Annotated in this window: 15 protein-coding genes; 8 read left to right on the forward strand and 7 right to left on the reverse strand. The window is 72.5% G+C overall.

The window, feature by feature from the left end; all coding sequences use genetic code 11:
- Positions 1-10 precede the first annotated feature (10 nt).
- From tsaE to ACN28C_RS09905, 7 genes are all read left to right on the forward strand, one after another.
- The gene (gene tsaE, locus ACN28C_RS09875) at positions 11-514 is read left to right on the forward strand and encodes a tRNA (adenosine(37)-N6)-threonylcarbamoyltransferase complex ATPase subunit type 1 TsaE (protein WP_421495262.1); all 504 of its coding nucleotides are present in this window, start codon (positions 11-13) and stop codon (positions 512-514) included.
- Between the two features lie 80 nt (positions 515-594).
- The gene (locus ACN28C_RS09880; RefSeq protein WP_422773201.1) at positions 595-1,281 is read left to right on the forward strand and encodes a uracil-DNA glycosylase; all 687 of its coding nucleotides are present in this window, start codon (positions 595-597) and stop codon (positions 1,279-1,281) included.
- Positions 1,282-1,327: 46 nt separating this feature from the next.
- On the forward strand, positions 1,328-2,029 hold the full coding sequence (gene tsaB, locus ACN28C_RS09885; protein WP_422773202.1) for a tRNA (adenosine(37)-N6)-threonylcarbamoyltransferase complex dimerization subunit type 1 TsaB: 702 nt from the start codon (positions 1,328-1,330) through the stop codon (positions 2,027-2,029).
- Positions 2,026-2,517, forward strand: a complete 492-nt coding sequence (rimI, locus tag ACN28C_RS09890) for a ribosomal protein S18-alanine N-acetyltransferase (protein ID WP_422773203.1) — start codon at positions 2,026-2,028, stop codon at positions 2,515-2,517. The genes tsaB and rimI overlap by 4 nt, the downstream gene beginning before the upstream one ends.
- Complete coding sequence (gene tsaD / locus ACN28C_RS09895; protein ID WP_422773204.1) at positions 2,510-3,556, forward strand: tRNA (adenosine(37)-N6)-threonylcarbamoyltransferase complex transferase subunit TsaD; 1,047 nt, start codon at positions 2,510-2,512, stop codon at positions 3,554-3,556. The genes rimI and tsaD overlap by 8 nt, the downstream gene beginning before the upstream one ends.
- Before the next feature lie 40 nt (positions 3,557-3,596).
- Positions 3,597-3,851, forward strand: coding sequence for a hypothetical protein (locus ACN28C_RS09900; RefSeq protein WP_422774602.1), 255 nt, complete (start codon positions 3,597-3,599; stop codon positions 3,849-3,851).
- Between the two features lie 121 nt (positions 3,852-3,972).
- On the forward strand, positions 3,973-4,665 hold the full coding sequence (locus ACN28C_RS09905) for an MFS transporter (protein ID WP_422774603.1): 693 nt from the start codon (positions 3,973-3,975) through the stop codon (positions 4,663-4,665).
- On the opposite strand, the gene ACN28C_RS09910 is transcribed toward ACN28C_RS09905, so the two are convergent.
- The 7 genes from ACN28C_RS09910 to ACN28C_RS09940 form a co-directional block, all read right to left on the reverse strand.
- Complete coding sequence (locus tag ACN28C_RS09910; protein WP_422773205.1) at positions 4,643-5,386, reverse strand: copper homeostasis protein CutC; 744 nt, start codon at positions 5,384-5,386, stop codon at positions 4,643-4,645. The two genes, ACN28C_RS09905 and ACN28C_RS09910, sit on opposite strands and share 23 nt — an antisense overlap.
- 249 nt (positions 5,387-5,635) lie before the next feature.
- Positions 5,636-6,904, reverse strand: coding sequence for an ROK family transcriptional regulator (locus ACN28C_RS09915; RefSeq protein ID WP_422773206.1), 1,269 nt, complete (start codon positions 6,902-6,904; stop codon positions 5,636-5,638).
- Positions 6,905-6,911: 7 nt separating this feature from the next.
- Positions 6,912-8,174, reverse strand: a complete 1,263-nt coding sequence (locus ACN28C_RS09920; RefSeq protein ID WP_422773207.1) for a sugar ABC transporter permease — start codon at positions 8,172-8,174, stop codon at positions 6,912-6,914.
- Positions 8,171-8,998, reverse strand: a complete 828-nt coding sequence (locus tag ACN28C_RS09925) for an ATP-binding cassette domain-containing protein (RefSeq protein WP_422773208.1) — start codon at positions 8,996-8,998, stop codon at positions 8,171-8,173. The genes ACN28C_RS09920 and ACN28C_RS09925 overlap by 4 nt, the downstream gene beginning before the upstream one ends.
- A 171-nt stretch (positions 8,999-9,169) precedes the next feature.
- The gene (locus tag ACN28C_RS09930; protein ID WP_422773209.1) at positions 9,170-10,261 is read right to left on the reverse strand and encodes a sugar ABC transporter substrate-binding protein; all 1,092 of its coding nucleotides are present in this window, start codon (positions 10,259-10,261) and stop codon (positions 9,170-9,172) included.
- 364 nt (positions 10,262-10,625) lie between these two features.
- The gene (gene ybaK, locus ACN28C_RS09935) at positions 10,626-11,105 is read right to left on the reverse strand and encodes a Cys-tRNA(Pro) deacylase (protein ID WP_422773210.1); all 480 of its coding nucleotides are present in this window, start codon (positions 11,103-11,105) and stop codon (positions 10,626-10,628) included.
- An 87-nt stretch (positions 11,106-11,192) separates the two neighbouring features.
- The gene (locus ACN28C_RS09940) at positions 11,193-12,482 is read right to left on the reverse strand and encodes a THUMP-like domain-containing protein (protein WP_422773211.1); all 1,290 of its coding nucleotides are present in this window, start codon (positions 12,480-12,482) and stop codon (positions 11,193-11,195) included.
- A gap of 247 nt (positions 12,483-12,729) precedes the next feature.
- Here ACN28C_RS09940 and groES point away from each other — a divergent pair, with 247 nt between their 5' ends.
- A complete protein-coding gene (gene groES, locus ACN28C_RS09945; RefSeq protein ID WP_199187625.1) occupies positions 12,730-13,044 on the forward strand; it encodes a co-chaperone GroES in 315 nt (104 codons plus the stop codon).
- The last annotated feature ends 78 nt before the right edge of the window (positions 13,045-13,122 follow it).

The raw sequence follows: 13,122 nt of genomic DNA on the forward strand, positions 1-13,122 counted from the left end.
GGCTTCCCCGATGAGCGACGCGTTGCGCGGCACCGAACTCGTCCGCGAGCTGCCGACCGTGGGCGACACCCGCGAGTTCGGGCGCCGGCTCGGCGGACTGCTCCGCTCCGGGGACCTGCTGGTGCTCGTCGGGCCGCTGGGCGCCGGCAAGACCGCGCTGGTGCAGGGGATCGGGGCCGGGCTCGGCGTGCTGGGCGACATCACGTCACCGACCTTCGTGATCGCCCGGGTGCACCGGCCGGACCCGGCCCGGGGCGGGCGGATCACGCTGGTGCACGCCGACGCGTACCGGCTGGGGGATGCCGTCGACCCGCGGGCCGAGATCGACGACCTCGACCTGGACGCCTCGGTGGACGAGGCGGTCACCGTGGTCGAGTGGGGGGAAGGGCTGGTCGAGCACCTGGTCGACACGCATCTGCAGGTCCGCATCGACCGGCGGGACGACGAGACCCGGCGGATCGAGCTGGTGCCGTCCGGCGGCGACTGGGCAGACCGGCTCGCCGCGCTGCGCTGAGCCGTCGCCGGGTTGGATGTGCGGTGTCGTACCGGACTTCTAGAGTGCGGGGGACGATCCCGCCGCCCGAGAGGTTACCGATGACCCTGGATCTTCCCGCCCTGCTGCCACCGGCCTGGCGGGCGGCGTTGGAGCCGCACCTCGACCCGGCCAGGACTGCCGCGTTGAGCGAGTTCGTCGCCGGGGAATACGCGACGCAGAGCGTCTTCCCGCCGGTCGAGGACCTCTTCACCGCCTACCGGCTCTGCGCACCGGAGGAGTGCCGGGTGCTGATCCTCGGTCAGGACCCCTACCACCGGGCCGGTCAGGCGCACGGGCTGAGCTTCAGCGTCCGGGGCGGGGTGGCGGTGCCGCCGTCGCTGCGCAACGTCTTCAAGGAGCTCGCCGACGACCTCGGGGTGCCGGTCTCCCGGGGCGGCAACCTGACCCGCTGGGCGAGCCAGGGCGTGCTGCTGCTCAACGCGGTGCTGACCGTCCGGCAGGCCACCCCGGGATCACACGCCAACAAGGGCTGGGAGGACTTCACCGACGCCACCATCAGGGCCCTCGACGCGCGCCCGGAGCGGGTCGTCTTCCTGCTCTGGGGCGGCTACGCGCGCAAGAAGGCCGCGCTGGTCAGCAACCCGGCGCACGTGGTGCTGGAGGCCGGCCACCCGAGCCCGATGAACCCGCGCGGCTTCCTCGGCAGCCGCCCCTTCAGCGCCTGCAACAAGGCGCTCGCCGACGCCGGCCGCCCGGCCGTCGACTGGGACCTCTCCGCCGGCTGACGTGGGTCGCGCCAAGCGTCGGCGGCCACCCGGTTAGGGTGCCTGTGTGCTCGTACTCGTGCTGGACTCCTCGACCCCGGCGGTGACCGCCGCGCTGGCGGAGATCACCGCCGACTCGGTCGCGCTGCGCGGCGAGCGCAGCGTCGTCGACGCGCGGGCCCACGGCGAACTGCTGGCGCCGCAGGTCTCCGAGCTGCTCGCCGAGGCCGGCGCCCGCCCGCCCGACCTGGCCGCCGTGGTGGCCGGGCTCGGGCCCGGGCCGTTCACCGGGCTGCGGGTCGGCCTGGTCACGGCGGCGAGCATGGGACAGGTGCTCGGCGTCCCGACCTACGGGGTGCCCTCGCTCGACGCCATCGGACACGCCGCCACGCATCCCCGCTCCGGCGCCGCGCCCGAGGTCGGACCGGTGCTGGTGGCCACCGACGCCCGCCGCCGGGAGATCTACTGGGCGGTCTACGACCTGACCGGCGACCGGCTGGCGGGCCCGGACGTCGACACCCCGGCCGCCGTCGCCGAGCAGGCCCGGGAGTTGGGCGTCCGGGTCGCGGTCGGCGAGGGGGCCCGCCGGTACGCCGACATCCTCGGGCTGCCGCCGAGGGCCGGCCTGGACCACCCACCGGCGTACGCCCTCGCGGAGCTCGCGGCCGCCCGGATCCGGGCCGGCGCCCCCGGTGACCGGCTCACACCGCTCTACCTGCGCCGGCCGGACGCCGTGGCGGCGACCGGCCGCAAGCCGGTCCTGCGGTGAGGACGGCGGCCGGCGCGGGCAGCGGTCGGTTGGTCCGGCTGGGCCCGTTCCGCTGGTGGCACATTGTCGAGGCACTGCCGATCGAGGCGGACCTCTTCGGCGACGAGCAGTGGTCGGCGGGAATGTTCTGGAACGAGCTGGCGAACGGCCACTACTACGTGGCGGCGCTGGACGCGAGCGACGCCCTCGTCGGCTACGCCGGGCTCGCCGTCGCGCCCCCCGACGAGGCATGGGTGCAGAACGTGGCGGTACGCCGGGATGCGCAGCGCTCCGGCATCGGCCGGATGCTCCTGGTCGACCTGCTGGCCGAGGCGGACCGGCACCGCGTACGCCGGGTGCTGCTGGAGGTGGCGGTGGACAACGCACCCGCCCAGCGCCTCTACGCCATGCACGGCTTCGAACCGGTCGGCGTGCGGCGCGGCTACTACCAACCGAGCAACACCGACGCGCTGGTGATGCAGCTCGAACTGGAGCAGGTGAATGGCTGACGAACCGCTGATCCTCGGGATCGAGACCTCCTGCGACGAGACCGGCGTCGGCGTCGTACGCGGGCACACCCTGCTCGCCGACGCGCTGGCCTCCAGTGTCGAGGAGCATGCCCGGTTCGGCGGGGTGGTGCCGGAGGTGGCGAGCCGGGCGCACCTGGAGGCGATCGTGCCGACCATGCGCCGTGCCCTCGACGACGCTCGCGTGACCCTGGCCGACATCGACGCGATCGCGGTCACCGCCGGCCCCGGGCTGGCCGGCGCGCTGCTGGTCGGGGTGGCCGCCGCCAAGGGCTACGCGCTCGCCGCCGAGAAGCCGGTCTACGGAGTGAACCACCTCGCCGCGCACGTCGCGGTGGACACCCTGGAGCACGGTCCGCTGCCCGAACCGGCGGTCGCGCTGCTGGTCTCTGGTGGACACTCGTCCCTGCTGCTGGTGGACGACCTGACGACCGGGGTCACCCCGCTCGGCGCCACCATCGACGACGCGGCGGGGGAGGCGTTCGACAAGGTGGCCCGACTGCTGGGGCTGCCGTTTCCGGGCGGCCCGCCGATCGACCGGGAGGCGAGGGCCGGCGCGGCGGACGCGATCGCCTTCCCGCGCGGGCTGACCGCCCCGAAGGACCTGGCCGCGCACCGGTTCGACTTCTCCTTCTCCGGGCTGAAGACCGCGGTCGCCCGCTGGGTGGAGGCGAGGCAGCGGGCCGGCGAGCCGGTGCCGGTGCCGGACGTGGCCGCCTCCTTCCAGGAGGCGGTCTGCGACGTACTCACCGGCAAGGCGGTCGCGGCCTGCCGCGACCAGGGCGTCGAGACCCTGGTGCTCGGCGGCGGCGTCGCGGCCAACTCCCGGCTGCGGGCGCTGGCCGAGGAGCGGGCGGCGAAGCACGGCATCCGGGTCCGGGTGCCCCGGCCGAAGCTCTGCACCGACAACGGCGCGATGGTGGCGGCGCTCGGCGCGCACCTGGTCGCCGCCGGGGTCGCCCCGAGCCGGCTGGACCTGCCCGCCGATTCCGCGCTGCCGCTGACCACGGTCAGCGTGTAGTGTTCCGGCGGCGTCGAGGGCGGGAGGAGTGATGGCCGACGTGATCGTACGGATGTGGGAGGTACGCGCCGAGCGGGCCGGCTTCGCCGACCTCCTCACCTGGGTCTGCGACACGGCCCTGCCCGAGCTGGAGCACAATCCGCTGCACATCTCCAGCGAGGTCTTCTCCTCCACCGACAACCGGCTCGTGGTCATTTCCAGGTGGCGGGCCAACCCGGTCTCGCTGCCCGACCCGCCCGCCCGGATGCTCGCCCGCACCCCGCACGTCTGGGACTTCACCCCGGTCGACCGCTGACCCGCCCTCGCCCGAGCCGCGGGGGCCGTCCGGCGGGTACAGCCTCGGTCTGACACGGCGAAGCGGGTGGTCTTCCGCCACGCCGAAGGCGGGTGACGGCGGGCAGGACCGGGAGCCCTATCTGGCCGCGCTCCGGGGTGGAGCGCACTATCTGCGCCGCGACCGGCTGGTGCACGGCATCGTGCTGATGCTCCTCGTCACGAATTTCGCCGACGCGGCGTACACCTCGATTCTCGCTCCGGTCTGGGCCACCGAGGTGGCCGGCTCGTCGACGGCGCTCGGCCTGCTCACCGCGGCGTTCGCGCTCGGTGCGGTGCTCGGCAACGCCGTCTTCACCCTCGGGGCGTCCCGGGTGCCACGGTTCGCCGTCTTCGCGGTGGGCTTCCTGCTCGCCGGGGCGCCCCGCTTCGTCGCGCTGGCCGTGCTGGACCGGCTCTGGGCGGTCTACCTGATCTCGTTCGTCGCCGGGGTGTCGGTTGCCGCGATCAACCCGATCCTCGGGGCGGCCACCTTCGAACGGATCCCGGAACGGCTCCGCGCCCGAGTGCTCGGGCTGACCCATGCGGCTTCCTGGGCCGGCATCCCGCTCGGCGGGCTGCTCGGCGGTCTCGCCGTCGAGCAGTTGCGGCTGCCGGCCGCCTGCCTGCTGCTCGGGGCGGCCTACCTGGTGGTGACCGTGCTTCCGTTCGTCCTGCCGGTCTGGCGCCAGCTCGACCAGCCGGCGACAGAAGCGACAGTGCGGTCCGGGTCATCGGTGGCGGAGCCGCCGGCTCGTCGGTCGACCGGGGCCGTCAGGGCCGGACCGCCCCGATGATCTGGCCGATCCGCTCCGGCGAGGTCTCCGAGCGCTGGTACTCCGGGCGGCTCAGCACGCCACCCATCCGGGGCAGCGGGTTGCGGTGGATCGCCGGACCGTCCGTGCTGACCCGGGCCGTGAAGTGGTATTCGTCGGCGCCGGTGGCCGCCGCGATCCGGGCGATGGTGCGCTCGGTGACCCCGCCGCCGGCCATCACCGCGAGCCGGCCGTCGGCCTTGGCGACCAGGTCCGCGATGAGCGGGGCACCGGCCAGTGCGCTCTCCTCCTGGCCCGACGTGAGCACCCGGGGCACGCCCAGCTCGACCAACTGCTCCAGCGCGTCGAACGGCTCCCGGACCATGTCGAAGGCCCGGTGAAACGTGACGTCGGCACCGTCGGCCGCGGCGAGCAGCCGCCGCATCGTCGGCAGGTCGATGGCGCCCTCGGGGGTCAGCGCCCCGATCACGACGCCGTGCGCGCCGACCGTCACCGCCGCCTGCACGTCGCGCACCATCGCGTCGACCTCGTACGGAGAGTAGATGAAGTCGCCGCCCCGGGGACGGACGAGCACGTGCACCCTGATCCGGCTCGCCGCGTGCAGCGTCACCTCGATGGTGCCGATACTCGGCGTCAACCCGCCCTCGAACAGCCCTGCGCAGAGTTCCACCCGGTCGGCACCGGCGCGTTCCGCGGCCAGCGTCCCCGCGACGCCGTCGACGCAGATCTCGAACGTGGTCATGCCAACCATCTCCAATAACCCCGAACCGACGTACACAACTCTGAGTAACCGTGAAGAGTCATTCAAGTTGGCGCCATCGATCCGAGTCAACCAGATGTGAGAATAAGCGCTGTGCAAGCGGGACGGGCGGGACGTAGCTCGTCATACCGACCCTGACCAGGGCATATCAGCAGGCGTCGGCTCGGCGGATGGCCGCCATGAGGACCACGGGCAGCAGGTGCCCGTCCACGTCGGACAGCGTGGGCCGCCTCACATCTCGAGGGGAGCGGCGAGGAGGTGTTCGAAGGCGAGTTCGGCGGCGCCGACCAGGGCGGCGTCCTCGCCGAGCTGGGGCGTACGCAGCCGGACCTGCTCGCGGGGTGTGGCCAGAGCCAGGGAGTTGAGCCGGCTGCGGACCCGGGCGGCGGCGGCGAGGTAGACGTCCCGGAGGGTGCCGCCGAAGATGACCACCCCGGGGTTGAAGATGTTGACCAGGTTGGCGACGCCGAAGCCGAGCCAGTCGCCGACCTGCCGGACCGCGGCCTGGGCGGCGGCGTCGCCCCGGGAGGCCGCGTCGACCAGCCGCAGGGCGGCCTCCCGACCGGCGGCCTCGCCCCGGCCGGCCGCCTGGAGCATGGCGTACTCGCCGATCTCGGTCTCCCAGCAGCCGTACGAGCCGCAGCCGCAGGGGCGGCCGCCGGGTTGCACCACCATGTGGCCGACCTCGCCGGCGTACCCGCCCTGCCCGGTGAGCCGCCGGCCGCCGACGATGATTCCGGCTTCGATGCCGACGTCCCGGTGCAGGTAGATGACGTCGTCGTAACCCCTGGCCGCCCCACGGGCGTGCTCGGCGACCGCGCTCACGTCGGCGGCGTTGCTGACCAGTACCGGGCGCTCCTGCGGCAGCAGCTCGCCGAGCGCCTCGGCCAGGGGCCCGTCCAGCTGGTCACCGGCGACCTCGGCAGCACCGTCGAGGCCGAGTCGCACGGCAGCCTCCGGGCCGAGTCGCATGGCAGCCTCCGGGCCGAGTCGCACGGCGGCCTCCGGACCGGGCTGCCCGGCGCTGTCGGGGCGGCGGAGCCGGCCGCAGACCGCGACACCGCTGCCAACGTAAACGGAGCCCTCCGGCACCGCCTGGTGCATCTCCTTCACGAAGCCGGCCAGCAGGGGAAGGGTCTCCACGGCCAGCAGCCCCGGTGGCCGTTCGGCCTGCCGGCGGTCCAGCACCACTCCGCCGAGACCGATCCGGGCGGCCCGGAGCCGGTCCGCCTCGATGCTGTACGCGTACGCGAAGACCCGGCCCGACTCGGGCCGGACGACCAGGGACGGTCGCCCGGCCCGCCCGGTCTCCCGGGGTGCCCGCTCGCTGACCAGTCCGGCGGCCGCCAGTTCGGCGGTGAGCGCGCCGATGGTGCTCCGGTTGAGCCCGAGCGAGGTGGTCAGCTCCGCCCGGGAGGTGGCGCCGTGGATGTGGACGTACCGCAGCAGCGCGCCGAGATTCTGCCGGCGAATCTCCTCCTGACTCGGCCCTGCGCGCATCGTGCCCCTATCGATTGCCTGTCACGCCGGCTCGACGTCGGGAGAGTGCGTCGACACTTGCCGCGAGGAGCAGCACCAGCCCGGTCACCACGAAGGTGAAGCCGGAACTGCGGCTGAGCAGCCCCATCCCGTTGTCGATGACGGCGATCACCGCACCGCCGAGCACCGCGTCGACGACCCGGCCCTTGCCGCCGAAGAGGCTGGTGCCGCCGATGACCGCCGCGCCGACGGCGTAGAGCAGGACCTTACTGCCCCCGGTGTTGGCGTCGACCGAGGTGGCCCGGCTGGCCGCCACGATGCCGCCGATCGCCGCCATCGACGAGCAGATCACAAAGACCGATATCCTGATCCGGTCGACATTGATGCCGGCCCGGCGCGCCGCCTCCCGGTTGCCGCCGACGGCGTAGATGTGCCGGCCGTACGCGGTGCGGTGCAGGACGAAGGTCAGCGCGACCAGCAGGACGACGATGACCGGCACGACGATCGGTACGCCCCGGAGCGAGACGAGCGGGTTGCGGCTGCGTTCGAGGTTGAGCAGGTACACGGCGGTGCCGACGAGCAGCGCGAGCGCGCCGATCCGGATCAGCACCACGGCGAGGGGTTCGCTCACCAGCCCGCGTGTGGTGCGGTTGCGGTGCCGTAGCAGTTGCACGGCGGCGTAGCCGGCGATGCCGAGCAGGGTCAGCGCCCAGCCGAGCCACGGCGGCATGTTCCGGTTGGCGATCGCCACCAGCACCTCGTCCCGGATCGAGACGTTGGTGCCGCCCTTGATCAGCAGCAGCACGACGCCCTGGAAGGCGAGGAACGCGGCGAGGGTGACCACGAAGGACGGGATGCCGATCTTGGCCACCAGGAAGCCGAGGGCGAACCCGATCACCATCCCGGTGACGATCGCGGCGGCGGCCGCGACGTACCAGGGATAGCCGTGCAGGGTGACCAGTTGGGCGAGGACCGCGGCGCAGACGCCGCTGGCGAAGCCGGCGGAGAGGTCGATCTCGCCGAGCAGCAGGACGAAGATCAGACCCATTGCGATCAGCGTCACCGCCGCACCCTGGGTGAAGAGGTTGGCGAAGTTTCCCTCGGTCATGAAGTTCGGGCGCAGCGCGGCGAAGACGCCGCAGAGCACGATCAGGCCGAGTACGGCCGGCAGCGCGCCCATGTCGCCGCCGCGCACCTTGGCCAGGTAGTCGCGGAAGTGGCTGCCGACCGTCGGCGTCGGCGCGGCCGGTGTCTCCACCGGCGGCGCGGCGATGGTGGGTGGGGCGCTCATCGATCGGCTCCTGCGCTCGTGGTTCCGGTGTGTGCGGTGTCGGCATTGCCGGTGCCGTTGCCGTTCTCGGAGGTGAGTCCGAGTCCGTTGCTGCGGCCTGCGGTGATCAGCTCGACCACCTGGGCGTGGGTCACGTCGCTCGTCCGCAGTTGCGCGACCATCTGGCCGAGATAGAGCATGGCGATCTGGTCGGAGACGGCGAAGACGTCGTTCATGTTGTGCGAGATGAGCACGACGGCGAGTCCGTTGTCGGCCAGCCGGCGGACCAGTTCGAGGACCTGGGCGGTCTGCGCCACGCCCAGCGCGGCGGTCGGCTCGTCGAGGATGACCAGCCGGCTGTTCCAGAGCACCGCCTTGGCGATCGCCACGGTCTGGCGCTGCCCGCCGGAGAGGCTGGAGACGTGCTGCCGCAACGACTTCACCGTCCGGACGGAGAGCCCGGCCAGGGTCTCGGCGGCCATCTGTTCCATGGTCGGCTCGTCCAGGACGAGGCCGCTGCGCTTCTCCCGGCCGAGGAACATGTTCTGCACGATGTCGAGGTTGTCGCAGAGGGCGAGGTCCTGGTAGACGACCTCGATGCCGAGCGAGGCGGCGTCCCGGGGATTGTGGATGTGCACCGGCCGGCCGTCGAAGAACATCTCGCCGCCGTCGGCGGCGTAGATGCCGGCGACGCACTTGACGAGGGTGGACTTGCCGGCGCCGTTGTCGCCGACGAGCGCGGTCACCTCGCCGGGGTGGACCGAGAAGTCGACGTTGCGGAGGACCTGGACGGGACCGAAACTCTTGTCGATCCCGCGCAGTTCCAGCAGGGGTGTCGCGGACACGGGTTGGTCTCCTTTGCGCGGGTGTCCGGTCGCGGGTGTCCGGTCGCGGGGTAACCGATCACGGGTCCGGTCCAGTTTGCTCTGGGGCGGGGGACGCCGCCCGGTACGGATGCGTGGCGTACCGGGCGGCGTCTCGGCAGGGCCGGTCGGGGCCCGGTGCCGTCGTGCGGGTCAGCTCACGCCGGCCTCGGTGCAGGCGGCGGCGAAGGCGCCGGTGCAGAGCTCGTCCTTGCTGATGAAGCCGTCGGCGACGACGTCCTTGACGTTCTCCTTGTAGATGGCCTTCGGCTCGAGCAGCACCGCCGGCACGTCCCGGTTGCCCTCCGGGTCCTTCACCGTGGTGGGCGCCTCCTTCTTCTCGCCCTTGGCCAGCGCGATCGCCAACTCGGCGGCGGCGTCGGCCTCCTGCTTGATCGCCTTGTAGACGGTCATGCACTGGTCACCGGCGAGGATGTTCTGCAGCCCCTGGAGGGTGGCGTCCTGGCCGGTCACCGGGACCTTGCCGTTCAGCTTGTTCTTCTTGAGGATGGAGATCACCGCGTTGCCCAGCCCGTCGTTGGCGGCGAGTACCCCGTCGATCTTGCCGTTCTGCTGGGTCATCATCTGCTCGAAGATGGTGCCGGCCTGGGTGTTGTCCCAGCCGGGCACCCACTGGTCCGGGCCCTTGACGTACTCGCCGGAGTCGTACTTCGGCTTGAGCACGCTGTCGTAGCCGTTCTTGAAGAGCGTGGCGTTGTTGTCGGTCTCCGAGCCGTTCAGCTCGGCGACGACCGGTTTCTGGGCGCCCTTGTCGGTCAGGCACTTGACCAGGCCCTCGCCCTGGAGCCTGCCGACGGCCTCGTTGTCGAAGCTGACGTAGTACTCCGCCGAGCCGCCCAGGGTCAGCCGGTCGTAGTCGATGGTGAGTACGCCCTGGGTCTTGGCCTTGTCCAGGACCGCCTTGCCGGTGCCGGAGTCCAGGTTGACGATCATGAGGACGGTGACGCCCTGGGTCATCATCTGGTCGGCGATGGTCTGGAACTGGGCCTTGTCGTTCTGGGCGTTCTGAATGATCGAGTCGACGCCTGCGGCCTGGAACGCCGCCTCCAGGTACTTGCGGTCCGCGGTTTCCCAGCGGTCCGACGAGGCGCTGTCCGGAAGGATGACGCCGATCTTGGGCTTGGCCTCGGTGCCACCTTCGCCGCCGGACTCTTCGCCGCAGGCGGCGAGGCCGCTGGTGGCCAGCAGGCCCACGGCAGCGATGGTGAGGATCCCTCTGCGCATTGCACGGGTCCTTTCGGGGTGGGTGTGGTGTCTCGGTCACAGCGGTGGTACGCCCGAGCGGGTCGCCGCGTTGCCCGCTGGCCTCCCCCCGTTGGGCTGCCTCGGAGCGCCTCCGTCCGGTCGCGACTCTGGCGGGGTGCGGGTGGGCTGTGGCGACCGGCCCGCCTCACTTTTGTTGTGTCCGGCAACGTATTTCGCGGGAAGTCGCCGGGGCAAGGTCGTAAGGGCCCCGAGTTTGTTGCAGGGGATAACAATTCGGCAACGTGACCGACATCCCCGGATTGGCCAGCGGTGATACGCCGGAAATGATCGATGGTGATGCAACTGCCCGGTGCGCCCGGCACGTCCGGCGGAGCCGGGCGCCTCAGGACGTCGCGACCGGTGCGGTGACAGCGCCGGTGAGTCGGATCAGGTCCGCCGGCGCGAGTTCGAGCTGCAACCCCCGCCGCCCGGCCGAGACGTAGACCGTGGGAAAGCGTTCGGCGGAGGCGTCGACGACGGTACGCAGCGCCTTCCGCTGCCCCAGCGGGCTGATCCCGCCCCGGACGTAGCCGGTGGTCCGCTCCGCCAGGGTCCGGTCGGCAAGCGTGGCCCGCTTGCCGCCCACCGCCGTGGCCAGCGTCTTCAGGTCCAGCTCGCCGGTGACCGGGACCACCGCCACGGTCAGCACCCCGTCGACGCTGGCGACCAGCGACTTGAAGACCCGTTCCGGCGGCACCCCGAGCGCCGCCGCCACCTCGGCGCCGTAGTTCGGGGTGTCCGGCGCCACGTCGTACGGGTGCAGGGTGTGCGGGATCCGCTGCCGCGTCAGCAGCGCGGTCGCCGGTGTCCCCCTGCCCGCCACAACCGGCACCCTATCGCCGGCCGACTGCCTGGACGGTGTTGGGAGGGGGCCCTTCTACGACAGAAAACGATAAGAAGGGGCCCTTCCTTACAGGCCGTCCCGCGGCGGGTGGCAGAGCAGCGCCGTGGGTGCGCCGGCGACCCGGGTGAGCACCAGGCTGATCGGCTCGGTCCCGGTGAGCCGCAGGTCGCGGCGGAGCCGCTCCGGTTCCAGTGCCGAACCGCGCTTGAGGATCTCGGCGCGGCCGACGCCGAGCTCCCGGAGTCGGGCCCGCAGCCGCTTGAGTGAGAAGGGGAGCGACTCGACGACCTCCAGGCACCGGGCGTACGGGGTGGGGGCGGCGGCGTCGGCGTACACGTACGCGATCTCCGGGTCGGCGAGCGTGCCGTCGACGGTGTCGGCGAACTCGGCGACCAGGTGGGCGCGGACCACGGCCGGGTCCGGGTCGTAGAGGTAGCGCCGGACGGGGCCGATCGGGGCCTGCCGGGTCCCGTCGCCGGTCAGTTCGTGCACCGCCGGATCAGTCGGCCCGTGCCGGGTCGGCCCGCCCGGCTCACCGGGCCGGGCGCCGGTTCGGACGTCGGCGCCGTGGGCTGCCGACCCGGTCAGCAGGGTCGCCCGGCGGGGGGTGCCGGCCAGTGGGGCGCTCCAGACGGTCGCCTCGACCAGGTCGCCTCCGACGCTGACCCACTCGCCCTCGGCGCCCGGCGGCAGCAGGGCGTGGTCGATGCCGGGTGCGACCTTGAAGACCGTCCGGGGGATCCGGCCGGCGAGGTCGAGCAGGAAGTCCCAGGAGGGGGAGTAGGCGGCCGGGTCGAAAACCCGCCGGCCGGTGCCGGGGCGGCGCCGGGCCGGATCGCAGAAGACCGCGTCGACCGGCCGCCCGTCGACGGCGGTGACGTCGAACCGGGCCGCGTCGCCGAGTTCGACCGTGAACCGGTCCGCCACCCCGGCCGCCCCGGCGTTCGCGGCGGCCATCGCCGCGGTGAGCGGGTCGGTCTCCACGCCGTACACCCGGATGCCGGCCCGGGCGGCGGCGATCGCGTCCGCGCCGAGACCGCAGCCGAGGTCGACCAGGGTGCGTACCCCGGCGGCGCGCAGCCGGGCGGCCCGGCGGGCCGCCACGCCGGGGCGGGTCGCCTGCTCCAGACCGGCCCGGGTGAAGAACATCCGGGCGGCGTCCGGGCCGAACTTGGCCGCCGCCCGCCGCCGCAGCTCGGCCTGGGTCAGCGCGGCGGCGGCGAGCCCACCGGATATCCCGGCCGAGCGCAGCGTGGCCGCCGCGACCAGCGGGTCGCCGCCGGCCAGGTCGGCGGCGGTGGCCAGCGCGGTTCCCCCTTCCGGGGTACGCAGTGCGGCCAGCTGGTCAAGGTCCACCGCAGCATTGTGCCGGCCGGAGTCCCCGGCGGGCGTGTCGGGTTGGCACTCTCCTTGACGGAGTGCTAGCCGCAGGCATAACCTGCGGTTAGCACTCTCAAACCGAGGGTGCCAACTTCCGGGCGTTGTCCGGAAGTTGAACGCCAGGCGGACCGGCACCCGCGACGACGGCCCCGCCAGGTGGCATGTGGCAGATTGACGCCGGTCGGCGCGCCGACCGGCACAGAAACCAGTACCCCAGGAGGGTATGCCCGTGACTACCGCGACCAAGGTTGCGATCAAGCCGCTCGAGGACCGGATCCTGGTCCAGGCGAACGAGGCTGAGACGACCACGGCGTCGGGCATCGTGATTCCCGACACCGCCAAGGAGAAGCCGCAGGAGGGCACCGTCCTCGCTGTCGGCCCCGGCCGTTTCGACGACGACGGCAACCGGATCCCGGTTGACGTCAAGGTCGGCGACACGGTCATCTACTCGAAGTACGGCGGCACCGAGGTCAAGTACGCCGGCGAGGAGTACCTGGTGCTCTCCGCCCGCGACGTCCTCGCCGTCATCGAGAAGTGATCTGACCGATCCAGTGACGCTGCCCCGGACCGGCCCTGCCGGGCCGGGGCAGCGCTGCGTGAAGGGACCCTGTTAACA

It is taken from the genome of Plantactinospora sp. WMMC1484 (assembly GCF_049315195.1).
Lineage (GTDB): Bacteria > Actinomycetota > Actinomycetes > Mycobacteriales > Micromonosporaceae > Plantactinospora.

Excerpts from the sequence above, each read along its gene's own strand:
- tsaD (WP_422773204.1), top strand. The coding sequence starts at position 2,510 with ATGGCTGACGAACCGCTGATCCTCGGGATCGAGACCTCCTGCGACGAG.
- ACN28C_RS09915 (WP_422773206.1), bottom strand. The coding sequence starts at position 6,904 with ATGCGCGCAGGGCCGAGTCAGGAGGAGATTCGCCGGCAGAATCTCGGC.
- tsaE (WP_421495262.1), top strand. The coding sequence starts at position 11 with ATGAGCGACGCGTTGCGCGGCACCGAACTCGTCCGCGAGCTGCCGACC.
- ACN28C_RS09920 (WP_422773207.1), bottom strand. The coding sequence starts at position 8,174 with ATGAGCGCCCCACCCACCATCGCCGCGCCGCCGGTGGAGACACCGGCC.
- groES (WP_199187625.1), top strand. The coding sequence starts at position 12,730 with ATGCCCGTGACTACCGCGACCAAGGTTGCGATCAAGCCGCTCGAGGAC.
- ACN28C_RS09880 (WP_422773201.1), top strand. The coding sequence starts at position 595 with ATGACCCTGGATCTTCCCGCCCTGCTGCCACCGGCCTGGCGGGCGGCG.
- ACN28C_RS09930 (WP_422773209.1), bottom strand. The coding sequence starts at position 10,261 with ATGCGCAGAGGGATCCTCACCATCGCTGCCGTGGGCCTGCTGGCCACC.
- ACN28C_RS09910 (WP_422773205.1), bottom strand. The coding sequence starts at position 5,386 with ATGACCACGTTCGAGATCTGCGTCGACGGCGTCGCGGGGACGCTGGCC.